This window comes from Sphingomonas sp. BL-S-30, from assembly GCF_055521475.1.
Genome location: NZ_CM145481.1, coordinates 2,633,218 through 2,644,997, shown reverse-complemented (window position 1 = coordinate 2,644,997; position 11,780 = coordinate 2,633,218). Strand labels below are relative to the sequence as shown.

Genomic DNA, 11,780 nt, shown 5'->3' with positions numbered 1-11,780 from the left:
GAACCCATACCGCAACGCATATCCCGTCGTCGTCCCAGACGCTTACCCTCGAAGCCCAAACGAAACCCGAGCATAGCCAAACTGCCCCGGCGCATCATCGGTCGTCGGATCGAAGTTCGCGCTGTCGCAGGTGAATCAGGTCGGGGCAGCCCGGTCGAACACATTGTCCACCCCGAGCATCAACCGCACGCGGTGGTCCATCCAGGCCGGCGAGACATAGAGCTGCACATCGCCATAGAGCACGCGGCCCATCGTGTGCACGCCTTCGCCGACCTCCTTGCGTCAGCACCACCGCCTCTTTGCTCGGCCCTGTAAAGAGCTCTTGACAGAGCCGCGCTTATTTGTAAAGAGCTCTTTACAGGCTTGGAGGATCGTCTTGGAAAGCAACTTGAAGGCGATGCGCGAGGGGCGGGGTTGGAGCCAGGGCGAGCTTGCCCGGCGGCTCGGGGTCTCGCGCCAGACGATCAACGCGGTCGAGACCGACAAATATGATCCAAGCCTGCCGCTGGCACTGCGCATGGCGAAGCTGTTCGGCGTCGCCGTGCCCGAGCTCTTCATCGATCATTGGGAACCGGAGGACGAATGATGGCCATCGCGAGCAATCAACCCGTGTCGGCATGGCGCGATTTTGTGGCGTGGAGCGCCGTGGCGGCGATTCCCTACATCCTCGCCATGGGCGCGGCGCTCTTGCTGATGCACCGGGACGGGCTCCGCGCGATAGTCCAGCCGGGCGTCGCTCCGGTGCTGGGCCTGAGCCTGGTCGCCGCGATGGCGGTGGTCGGTCTCAGCCGGCGGAAGCGGCCGGTCACGCCGCGGAATCTCCGTAACTTCCTGGTCGCCGATTCGGTGGCGGTCAGCCTGTTTCTGCTCGCCGCCTGGTCCTTCCGGTCGATCGGCGCGGCCCGCGCGATGGGCGTCTCGGAGGCGGTCGCGGCTTTTACGGGCCTGGTTCTCCTCATCTGCGCCATGACGGGCATGCTTTTCACGGCGAGCGCGCGGACGGGCGCCGATCTCATCGGCGACGAGGATGCGGCGGAGGAGATGCGCGACCGCAGCCTGCTCTATTTCTACAGCTTCATCTGGATGGGCATGTACGGCCTGTTGCTGATCGGGCTGAGCCTCGCCGGGCGCGGAGACCCGCTGCCGCCCGTCCCGGCGCTGGCGGGCGCCCTGGGGCTGATCCTCGCCCTGGTCGCGCTGGGGATCGCGGTATGGCGGATGTCGGACGAGCTGGGGCGCACCCTGTCGCACGAGACCGGCAACATGGCCTTCTACCTGATCCTGGCGCTGGGCGGCGGCTGGGCGATACTGGCCCATCTCGGCTTCGTGGCCGCGCCCGCGCCGCTCGACTGGCTGACGCTGTTCACCGTGCTGCTGTTCGCGGCGAGTTTCATCGTCCTGGGGCGGCGGAAACTGCTGTCGCGGTGAGCGCAAGCAAGGGACGACCTTGCCAAAAAGCGGCCGGGTGGCCAGAGGGGGAGGACCTCGGGCGAGTGGCGTCGAACCCGGCGGGTCATCGTAACGGCCGTTCTCGAGGGACCAGGCAGCTGACCATGACTCCGCGGGTTCGCCACGGCATCGACCTCCTGCGCGCCGGCCTGCCCGTGCTGCCGATGGTCCTTATCGCCGTGCTGCTGTTCCTCTGGGCCTATCATCCGGCGATGCTCGATCCCACCCAGCTTGGCTGGGTGCTGCGCGGCGGCGACAATGGCGAGAATGCGCTGGGCATGCATGCCTTTCTGCACCGGGCCGACGGGCCGTTGCACACGCCGCTGCTCAACGCGCCGGAAGGCGTCTCCCTGTTGTTCACGGACAGCAATCCGCTGCTGGGCATCGCGTTGTGGGTGGTCGCGCCGCTGCTGCCGGCCGAGGCGCAGTTCGTCGGCCCGTGGATGTTGCTGTGCCTGTTCCTGCACCTCTTCTTCAGCTGGAAGCTGCTGCGGCCCTATGCGCCCGGCGTGATCCCGCTCTGGGCGGGCGTCGTGCTGATGACCCTGCTGCCGACCTTGTTCAACCGCTACGTCCATGTGAATTTGATGGCGCACTGGCTGATCCTGTGGGCGCTGTGGCTGTTCGTCGATGCGCGCCGCGCGGGCAATCTGCTGGCCTGGGCGGCGGTGCTGGTCGCGGCGGTGCTGGTCCACAGCTATCTGTTCGTGATGGTGGCGGCGATATGGGGCAGCGCGATGCTCGAGCGGTTCGCCGTCGCGCCGGACTGGCGGGAGCGGGGGCGGCTGGTGCTGGGCTCCGCGCTGATCCTCGCGGCGACCGGGTCGATCGCGATGATGCTCGGCGCCGGCGGGGAGTTCGTGCGGCCCTGGGGCTATGGCAAGTTCGCGATGTCGCTCGATGGGCTGTGGAACCCGAATTTTCCGGGCTTTTCGACGATCCTGCCGGCGAACCCGCCGAGCGGCCTGCGGCCCTATGAGAGCTTCCAGTATCTCGGCGTCGGCCTGCTGGTCCTGGCGGTCATCGGGCTGGCGGCCGGCTGGGCGGCGCCGCGCCGCCCGGTCGAGGACGGGCTTTATCGCCGGCTGCTCTGGCTGCTGCCCGCGCTGCTGGTGCTGACCCTGGTTGCGATCAGCAACGAGCTGGAAGTCGGCGGGGTGGCGCTGGTCAGCCTGCCGCTGCCCGCGTTCGTCACCCCTATCACCGATGCCCTGCGGGCTTCGGGCCGCCTGTTCTGGCCGTGCAGCTATAGCCTGGTGTTCGCCGCGATCGTCGCCGTGTACCGCCTCAGGCTCTGGCAGAGCGGGGCGGTGCTTGCCGCGCTGGTCGTCGTGCAGCTGGTCGACATCTCCGGGATGATGAGCCTCATCCGTGCCTATCACTATACCGAGATGACGATGCCGTTTCCGAATTTCACGCGCAGCGCGCGCTGGGACGAGCTGATCGCCTCGTCGCGCGACATCTCGTTCGACGCCCCCGACGTCACGCGCGATCTCGGCCGGTTCCAGGAGATTGCGTGGCGCGCGGTGAATCACGGCGTGCCGGTGCGCCAGGCCTATGTCGCGCGCTGGTCGACCGTCACGATGGAGCGCTATCGCCAGGAAAGCATCGCCTTCCAGGCCGGGGAGCGCGTGCCGGGCCGGCTTTATGTGGTGCTGGCGGGAACGACGCCGCCGGCCGGTGCGGATACCGAGATAATCGATGGGGTGACGGTGGTGCGACCGGCCAAGCCGCTGGCGGGATCCGCGCGGTGAACGGCGGCGCCGAGTGAACCCGATAGGGAAAAGCCGGGCGCGGTTTCCCGCGCCCGGCCTCCCGTACCGCAACCCTGCCGCTCAGAGCCCGAACGAAATCCGCGCATAGCCAAACTGCCCCGGCACATCATAGGTGGTCGGGTCGAAGTTTGCGCTGTCGCAGGTGAAGCAGGCCGGGGGATCCCGGTCGAACACATTGTTCACCCCGAGCGTCAGCCGCACGCGGTGGTCCATCCAGGCTGGCGAGACATAGAGCTGCACGTCGCCATAGAGCACGCGGCCCATGGTGTGCACGCCGTCCCGTTCCGCCACCTTGCTGATGTAGCGGCCGGTGAAGGACGCGCCGAACATCGGGCCTGACCAGTCGATCGTCGCGTTGGCCTTGAAGCGGGGATAGGCCTGGTCGGGGCTGCCGCGCTCCGTGCCGGCGAATTCGAGCGTCGGGGCGCCGAGATCGGCGGGCGGCAGGACATTGTATTTCAGCAGCCAGGCGGCGTTGACCGACAGGCCCGCGGTGCCCCCCGCGATGTCGCGCGAGCGGAAGTTGAACGAGGCGTCGATGCCGTCGGTCTCGATCGCGTTGAGGTTGAGCAGCCGGGCATTGATGCTCGCCACCGCGCCGCTGCCCGTGCGGCGGACCGCCGCGCAGCTGATCGGATCCGCATTGAACGCGCAGCGCGTGAGCGTGAGCGTGGCGGGGACAGAGTCGATCGCGTTCTTCAGGCTGATCTTGTACCAGTTGACCTCCAGGCTGAGCGCGCTCGAGAAGCCGCGTGCCCAGCTGGGGCTGTAGACGCCGCCCGCCGTCCAGGTCTTCGCCGTTTCCGGCTTCAGCGCGGTATTGCCCTGGGAGAAGACCCCGAGCTGTCCGCCGACCGGTTCCGCATAGCTGCCATTGGCGGGGACGCCGTTGGCGATGCAGTTGGCGCGGACGGTCGCGTTGGTCTGGAAGAAGCCGCCGGCCGCGCTGGTGCAGGGATCGTCGATCGTCGCGTCGAAGCGCGAGGGACCGGCATAGAGCTCACCGATGCTCGGGGCGCGCAGGCTCTCGGCATAGCCGCCACGCAGCAGCAGGTCAGTCACCGGCTTCCACAGGCCGGACGCGGTGTAGGTCGTGTTGCTGCCGAAGGACGAATAATTGGAATGGCGGACGGCACCGTCGAGTTCCAGCTTTTCGAAGAAGGGCGTGCCGCTGAGCAGGGGCACGCGGATTTCGCCGTAGAATTCGTCGACGTTGAAGCCGCCGCGCGCCGGGCTGGTCGGCACGTCGGCGCCGAGGCCGGCGACGATCAGCGGATCGGGATCATAGCTCGCCTGCTGATCGCGGTGCTCGTAACCGACCGCGATGCCGACCGGGCCGGCGGGAAGGTCGAACAGGTCGCCCGACAGGTTGGCGGTGAAATCGGCGAGGCGCTGGTTGCTCTTGTCGCGTTCGTCGAAGGTCACATAGTTCAGCATCGGTTGCGTGATCGAGCCGACGCCGCCGAAGATGTTGAAGGGCACGCATTCCCCGGTGCAGGCCGAGACCGGACCGAGCGCGCGGGCGAGCTTCGCCGCGTTGAGGTTGCCGGTGAACAGCTGGTGCGCGTCGTTGTTGCCGTAGACGCCGTTCACATCCCAGTACCAGCGGTGATCGCCGATGTGGAAGGAGCCGTCGAAGGTGACGGTGGCCGACATGGTGTCGACATTCTGGGTGAAGGTGCGCTGCCCGCCCTCGACGAAGCGGCGGCGGATGGTGGAATAGTTGGCCGGGGTGCCGTCCGCGCCCGACGAGAGCGTGACGCCGAACGGGTTGTACGGGTTGGTCGCGTCGACCGAGATGGTGTCGAGCAGGTTGCCGTTGCCGGCGTCAGGCCCGAGGAACAGCGGAAGGAACGCCGCCTGGGTGGTCGAATGACGATGGTTGTAGACCAGCTTCACCCGCATGTTGATGTTGTCGGTCAGTTCCTGCTTGAAGTTGAAGAAGGCGCCGTAGCGTTCCGACGGGGTGAGCAGATAGTTATAGGGTGCGAAGTTGAAGCTGTCGGTCGCCGAAACATAGTTGCGGAAATCGGCCGGGTAGCTCGGGCGGCCGACGACCGGCGCGCGCAGGGTGAGGCTCTGACCGAGCACGTCGAAGCGCCCATTGGGGATCGCGCTGGAGCAGCCGCCCGCGGCGCAGCTGGTGGCGCCGGGAGTGGGGAATTGCGAGATCGCGCGGTCGCGGGTGCTGACCGCTTCCTGCTTGGCGTAGCTGCCGCCGAACACGACCGAGGTGCCGGTGTTCGGGGACTGGATGCCGTAGCTTGCCTCGAGATTCCAGGTGTGGCCGTCGCCTGCGCGGTAGGTGCCGAATTGCGCGGACGCCTTGAGCCCGACTTGCGCCTGTTTGGTGATGATGTTGACGACGCCGGCGACTGCGTCCGACCCGTAGAGCGGGGAAGCGCCGGATTGCAGCACCTCGACGCGCTCGATCATGTTGGTGGGCAGCTCGTTGAGGTCGACCGAGGCGGGGATACCGCCCGCCGCCGAGCCGTTGACGAAGCGCAGCCCGTCGACCAGCACGAGCGTGCGCTTGGCGGCGAGATAGCGGAGATCGATCTCGGCCGAGCCCGAGCTGACGCCGGTGCCGTCCGGCGGGCCGCCGATATTGCCGGCATTGTTGACCTTGGTGTTGAGGCCGCCCGCGGCGCTGGGCAGGCGTTGCAGCACGTCGCCGATGGAGGTGAGGCCGGTGCGCGCGATGGCGTTCTCGTCGACGGTGACGACGGGCTTGTCCTGGTCGAGCGGGCTGCGCCGGATGCGCGAGCCGGTGACGACGATGTCGTCGCTGCCGGCGGCGGTGTCGGCCGGCGTCTCCTGGGCCTGGGCCGGTATGGCCGACAGCCCCGCGATGAGCGCCAGCGACGCTATACCGATGAGTTTCCCCGATTTAAATGTGCGCATGATATCATCTCCTGAACCACGCCCCCCGCGACATCCCCCCTTTTTTTTGCCCTGTCACAAAGGTGAAACGGTGCGGGGGACGCTGGCAAGCGGAGATGCGCGCGCGTACGGTTTCGTTGCTCGTTTGTTGCCGGAGCGTGCTTTGCGGGAGACACATCGAACGCGTTTCGGTTGATTTTTCAGGGCGCTCGTCCGGCGGCGGCGGGACCGCGTACCCATAGTGAGCGCATGGATGGTGCCAAAAGGTCCGAAATGGCATAAAGGCGCCGCCCGCGCGGTCTCACCGAGTCTGCGACGCGCCCGTGTCCGAGGAGCCTGCCCCCAATGCCGTCGACTGCGAGACGCAGTTCCCAGCTCGCCCGATGGGTGGTGGGCGTGGCGATCATCGGCATTCCGCTGATCCTGCTGATCCTGACGGTGACGATCGACCGGGGGTTCGGCGACGACGCCGAGCTCCGGCGCGAAGTCATCCGGTCGTACGAGACGCGGGCCGACCTGCAGCGTGTCCTGTTGCTCCATCAGGATATCGAGACGGGGCAGCGCGGCTTCGTGATCACCTCGAACCACCGCTTCCTAGGCCCCTATTTCAGCGCCATCACCCGGGTGGACGCGGACCTCGCGCGGCTCTCGGAGGATCTGCGGTCCGACCCCGAGGAGCAGGCCGACCTCGCGGCGCTGCGCACGGCCTCGGCCGGGGTGCGCGACTTCGCCGCCCGCACGATCGCGCTGACGCGCGCCGGCGCGCGCGACGATGCGCAGCGGCTGGTGGCGGGCGGCGAGGGCAAGCAGCGGATGGACCGGCTGCGCGAACTGGTCGCGAAGCTTTCCAGCGCCGAACGGATCGACCTGAATCGGCTGACCCAGGAAGCCGAGCTAGCACGGATCGACCTGCGGCGCCGGAGCACCGCGCTCGAGGTGCTGATGCTGCTGACGCTGGGCGCGGCGGCCTATCTGATCGCACGCGGCAGCGCCTCGCGGCAGCGCGCGCTGCTGCGGCACGCCGACCTCTCTGCCCGGCTCGAGGCGATCTTCCACTGCGCGAAGGACGGCATGATCGTGCTCAACCCGAGCGGCAGCATGGAAAGCGTCAACCCCGCCGCGGCGAAGATGTTCGGCTATACCGCCGAGGCATTGTTGCGCCGCGACGTGGCGGTGCTGTACGATGTGGCGCCCGACCGGGGGCAGGTCGAAACCTTCCTGCGTCGGCTGGAATCGCGGCACCGCGAGTCCTCGGGCGAAGTGCAGGAGTTCGTCGGGCGCCGCGTCGACGGCACGGCCTTTCCCATCGAAGTGTCGATCAGCCCGGTCCATCTCGCCTCCAAGACGCTGTTTCTCGCGGTGACGCGCGACATCACCGAGCGGCGCCAGATCGACCAGATGAAGAGCGAATTCGTCGCGACGGTGAGCCACGAGCTGCGCACGCCGCTCACCTCGATCGCGGGTTCGCTCGGCCTGATCACCGGCGGCGTGGCGGGCGAGATCCCGCCCAAGGCGCTGCGCCTGGTGCAGATCGCCCAGGCCAATTCGGCGCGACTGGTGCGGCTGATCAACGACATCCTCGACGTCGAGAAGATCGAGGCAGGGCGGATGGAGTTCGACATCCGGCCGGTCAGGCTCGACGCCGTGCTGGCGAGCGCGGTCCAGGGCAATGCCGGGTTCGCCGCGGAATATGGCGTGACAATCGAGCTGGCGCCGGTGCCGGCCGGGGCGGCAGTGCTCGCCGACGAGGACCGGCTGATGCAGATATTGACCAACCTGCTGTCCAACGCAGTCAAATTCTCGCCGCGCGGCGCCGTCGTGGGGGTGTCGGTGACGCCGCTCGACCGCCGTTTCCGGATCAGCGTGTCGGACAGGGGCGGCGGCATTCCGGAGGCGTTCCACGGGCGCATCTTCTCGAAATTCGCCCAGGCCGACAGTTCGGACACGCGGCAGAAGAGCGGCACCGGGCTGGGCCTGAGCATCGTGCGCGAGATCGCCACGCGGCTGGGCGGGTCGGTGAGCTTCGACAGCGTGACGGGGGAGGGCGCGGTCTTCCATGTCGACCTGCCGGCCGCGATGGAAGTCGAGACGCGGCAGAAGGCGGCGCCGGCGGCAGTGCCCAGGGGTCGGACCGGGCTGCCGCGCATCCTTCATGTCGACGACGATCCGGACATGCTGAGCGTGCTGTCGAGCGTGTTCGAGGATCGCGCGGTGATCCATTCAACACCGACGCTCAAGCAGGCGCGCGCAGCAGTGCGCGAGACCGCGTTCGACGCGGCGATCCTCGATATCGGGATGGAGGACGGGAGCGGGCTCGATCTGGTCCCCGAGCTGCGCCAGCGCCGTCCCGACATGCCGATCCTGGTGTTCACGGCGCAGGAAGTCGAACCGCATCAGTTGAACGGTGTCGACCTGGCGCTGGTCAAGTCGCGCGCGACGCTCGACCGCCTGGTCGCCGAGGCGATGCGGATGGTCGAAGGGCGCCCCCAGGAGGAAGTCGAATGACGCGGATCCTCTATGTCGATGACGAAGCCGACATCCGCGAGGTCGCGCAAATGGCGATCGAGCTGGACCCCATGTTCGAGGTGCGATGCTGCGCGTCGGGGCCCGAGGCGATCGACCAGGCGACGGAATGGGTCCCGGACCTGATCCTGCTCGACGTGATGATGCCGGGCATGGACGGGCCGACCGTGTTCGCGCGACTGAAGGAGCAGGCCGGGACGGCGGCGATCCCCGTGGTGTTCATCACCGCGCGGACTCAGACCCGGGAAGTCTCGAGCTTCCTCAAGCTCGGCGCGCGCGGCGTGATCGCCAAGCCGTTCGATCCGATGACGCTGGCCGATCAGGTCAGCGCGTTCCTCGCTTGACCGAGTTCGACGCGCGCATGGCCGCGCTGCGCGCGCGCTTCCACGCCCGCGCGCTGGAAGAAGCCGATGACGTTACCGGCCAGCTTTCCGCCGGTGCATGGGGTCCCTTGCGCGATCTGAGCCACGGCCTGTCGGGCCGCGCCGGCATGTTCGGTTTTCACGCGATCGGCGACGCCGCCCGGGCGGTCGAACAGGCGATCGACGCCGGCGCTGCGCCGGAGGCTGTACGGGCGTTGGGAGAAACGCTGGTCGCGCTTCTGCGGGAACCGTCGCAGGCGTCCTGATTCACGGCCGCGTTGCATAGGCCTTGACGAGGTCGAACAGGAAATCCCGTCCGACATAGACGGCGCGCACTTCGCGCCGCTCGTTCAGGCCGTGCGTGCCGTTGCCCTCCACATCGCCCCAGCCGACCGGGACGCCATAGGTCGGGATACCGATCGGGGCGATATAGGTCGCGTCGGTCGCGCCCGTCATCATCACCGGGATGAGCGACACGCCCGGGAAATAGCGCGCGACGAGCTTTTCCGCGGGCATCATGATCTTCGGGTCGAGCGGCGGGGGGACGGCGACGGGGCGGAGGCGGCCGACCAGGGTGACCTTGGCCTTGGGATCGCCAATCGCTGCGATCAGTGCGGCGCGGGTGGAGTCGGCGTCTTCGCCGGGCACGATGCGGCAATTTACCGTCGCCCTGGCCCGTTGCGGCAGGGCGTTGGCGGCATGGCCCGCGTCGAGCATCGTCGCCACGCAGGTGGTGCGCAGCATCGAGTTGTAGCTGCGGTCGGCCGACACCAGCGCCTCCGCCGCGCGATCGGCGGGATTGGTCGCGAGCGCCACCATGGCGCGGCCGACATCGTCGTTCCGCGCGGCGCCCTCCTTCGCAAAATAGGCGCGGGTCGTGTCGTTGAAGCGGATCGGGAATTTCCAGGCGCGAACCTTCGCGATCGCATCGGCGAGTTCGTAGATGGCGTTGTCGTCGACCGGGGTCGAACTGTGGCCGCCGGGGTTGGTCGTTTCCACTTCGAAATTCCGGTTGGACTTCTCGCCGATCTGGATCGATTGCGAGACGACCTTGCCGTGCCCGTCAGCGCGGCCGCCGCCGCCTTCGTTGAGCGCGAATTCGGCGGCGATGAGATCGGGGCGGTTCTCCGCGAGCCATTGCGCACCGTTCATGCGGGCGCCGGATTCCTCGCCGCAGGTCAGCGCGAGCTTGATCGTGCGCTTCGGCCTGTAGCCCTGTTGCTTGAGGCGGATCAGCGTATCGACCCAGATGGCGACCATCGCCTTCATGTCCGAGGTGCCGCGGCCGTAGAAATAGCCGTCCTCCTCGATCAGGCTATAGGGATCGCGCGTCCAGTCCTCGCGGCGGGCATTGACCACGTCGAGATGGCCGAGCAGCAGCATCGGTTTGGCGCCGGCGGAGGTGCCGGGAAGCTGCGCGACGAGGCCGCCATCGAGCGGGAAACCGTCGACTTTGAACAAGGTGACCTGATCGTCCGCATAGCCGGCGGCCTTCAGGCGTGTCGCCATCTTCTCCGCGGCGGCGGTGCAGCTGCCGGTGGAGACGGAGGTGTCGGTCTCGACGAGCTCCTTGTAGAGGGCGCGGAAGGCAAGCTGGTCCGGCCGCGGGGCGATCGCCTGGGCTGAGGCTGCCTGGGAGAGGAGCAGTACGAGGGCCGTTGCGGCTGCTGTGGCGAGCGGTTTCATATGGTGTCCCCCGGTGCGTCAAGGCGAGGCTAGGGGGCCGGTTCGGGCAGTGTCAAACGCTTCTGCGAGGCGGGCGCCTCTATCCCGATGCTCCGCCTACCAGCAGGATATGCGCCGCGCGATCGATGAAAATGGGATCGCCGGCGCAGAAATGTTCGAGACGGGCAAGGCTTGCCTCGAGCGCGGGATCCTCGGTTTCCGGGTTCCAGGCGCTCTCGGGACGGAAACGGCTGTGGAAGACGTCGATCCCGGCCAGCTCGCGGATCGCGCAATGCGGCGCGAACAGGGTGCGGAACTCGCGGGCGCTGAACAGATGAAGGCCGAATTCGAGATGACGGCCATCGATCAGGTCGATCTCCAGCCGGTCGTGCGCATGGTCCTGGTGGAAATGCCGCACCTTCTCCATGCCCGAGATGAAGATCGACGGCAGGCTGCCGGTCGAGCGCACCGTGGCGATCAGGACACCATAGGTCACCTGGGCCAGCGCGCGGGCGACTGCAGGGAGTTGAGCGGGGACGACATGGTTGAGCACGCCGTAGAGGCAGAGCGCGAGGTCGCAGGCGTGGCGCCCTTCCCGTTCGAGCGTCTCGAGGATGTCGCCGACGGCAAAGGTCAGGCCGATGCGGGGATCGGTGACCGCGGTGGCGGCCTGGCGGGCGAGGGCGATCATCGCGGGCGAGAGGTCGATGCCGTGCCCCTCGATCGCGGTGAAGCCGAGCGCGCGGGCGCGGGCGACGGTGCGCAGCAGCCAGGTGCCGGGCCCGCAACCGAGATCGAGGATGCGGATGGCATGGCGGCCCTGGGCACGCAGCTCGATCAGCGCCTTGTCGATGCGCTGCCATAATTCGCGGTCGGCAAAGCCGTAGCGGCCGGAGAAATCGGCGGCGGTGTCGCCATCGGCATAGTTGCGATAGTCGATGCCGGCGGCGTCGTAGGCGAGGGCGATTTCTGCGCTTCCTGGTAATGGGTCCAGGCTTGGGAACATGATGGAGCGGGTGGCCATGGGTAGTCCTGTGAGAAGTTGTGTCCCCGCGAAGGCGGGGACCCAGTCTGGGCTCCCGCCTTCGCGGGAGCACAAGTGACGGTCAGCCGGGAACGCGAC

The 11,780-nt window shown here is 67.7% G+C and carries 10 protein-coding genes; 6 read left to right on the top strand and 4 right to left on the bottom strand.

All coding sequences use genetic code 11. The features are described 5' to 3' along the window. Positions 1 to 135: 135 nt before the first annotated feature. Positions 136 to 261 (bottom strand): hypothetical protein, encoded by a 126-nt coding sequence (locus tag ACZ1I5_RS12290; RefSeq protein ID WP_465169537.1) that lies wholly within the window; start codon positions 259 to 261, stop codon positions 136 to 138. 136 nt (positions 262 to 397) lie between these two features. Here ACZ1I5_RS12290 and ACZ1I5_RS12285 point away from each other — a divergent pair, with 136 nt between their 5' ends. From ACZ1I5_RS12285 to ACZ1I5_RS12275, 3 genes are all read left to right on the top strand, one after another. Continuing rightward, positions 398 to 586: a helix-turn-helix transcriptional regulator gene (locus ACZ1I5_RS12285; protein ID WP_465173957.1), complete on the top strand. Its 189-nt coding sequence runs from the start codon at positions 398 to 400 to the stop codon at positions 584 to 586. Next, complete coding sequence (locus ACZ1I5_RS12280; RefSeq protein WP_465169536.1) at positions 586 to 1,428, top strand: hypothetical protein; 843 nt, start codon at positions 586 to 588, stop codon at positions 1,426 to 1,428. The genes ACZ1I5_RS12285 and ACZ1I5_RS12280 overlap by 1 nt, the downstream gene beginning before the upstream one ends. A gap of 125 nt (positions 1,429 to 1,553) precedes the next feature. Further along, positions 1,554 to 3,203, top strand: a complete 1,650-nt coding sequence (locus ACZ1I5_RS12275) for a DUF6311 domain-containing protein (protein WP_465169535.1) — start codon at positions 1,554 to 1,556, stop codon at positions 3,201 to 3,203. Positions 3,204 to 3,284: 81 nt separating this feature from the next. Here the strand turns inward: ACZ1I5_RS12275 and ACZ1I5_RS12270 are convergent, their stop codons facing one another. Beyond that, positions 3,285 to 6,128: a TonB-dependent receptor domain-containing protein gene (locus ACZ1I5_RS12270; RefSeq protein ID WP_465169534.1), complete on the bottom strand. Its 2,844-nt coding sequence runs from the start codon at positions 6,126 to 6,128 to the stop codon at positions 3,285 to 3,287. Positions 6,129 to 6,452: 324 nt separating this feature from the next. Between ACZ1I5_RS12270 and ACZ1I5_RS12265 the strand changes: the two genes are divergently transcribed. From ACZ1I5_RS12265 to ACZ1I5_RS12255, 3 genes are read left to right on the top strand one after another with little or no spacing between them, the layout of a single operon-like run. Beyond that, positions 6,453 to 8,612 (top strand): CHASE3 domain-containing protein, encoded by a 2,160-nt coding sequence (locus ACZ1I5_RS12265; protein WP_465169533.1) that lies wholly within the window; start codon positions 6,453 to 6,455, stop codon positions 8,610 to 8,612. Then, positions 8,609 to 8,974: a response regulator gene (locus ACZ1I5_RS12260; protein WP_465169532.1), complete on the top strand. Its 366-nt coding sequence runs from the start codon at positions 8,609 to 8,611 to the stop codon at positions 8,972 to 8,974. The genes ACZ1I5_RS12265 and ACZ1I5_RS12260 overlap by 4 nt, the downstream gene beginning before the upstream one ends. After that, the gene (locus ACZ1I5_RS12255; RefSeq protein WP_465169531.1) at positions 8,971 to 9,258 is read left to right on the top strand and encodes an Hpt domain-containing protein; all 288 of its coding nucleotides are present in this window, start codon (positions 8,971 to 8,973) and stop codon (positions 9,256 to 9,258) included. Before ACZ1I5_RS12260 ends, ACZ1I5_RS12255 begins: the two co-directional genes overlap by 4 nt. 1 nt (position 9,259) lies before the next feature. On the opposite strand, the gene ACZ1I5_RS12250 is transcribed toward ACZ1I5_RS12255, so the two are convergent. Continuing rightward, positions 9,260 to 10,678, bottom strand: a complete 1,419-nt coding sequence (locus ACZ1I5_RS12250) for a M20/M25/M40 family metallo-hydrolase (RefSeq protein WP_465169530.1) — start codon at positions 10,676 to 10,678, stop codon at positions 9,260 to 9,262. Between the two features lie 79 nt (positions 10,679 to 10,757). Continuing rightward, positions 10,758 to 11,681 carry a class I SAM-dependent methyltransferase gene (locus tag ACZ1I5_RS12245; protein ID WP_465169529.1) on the bottom strand — a complete coding sequence of 308 codons (924 nt, stop codon included), beginning with the start codon at positions 11,679 to 11,681 and terminating at the stop codon, positions 10,758 to 10,760. Between the last annotated feature and the right edge of the window lie 99 nt (positions 11,682 to 11,780).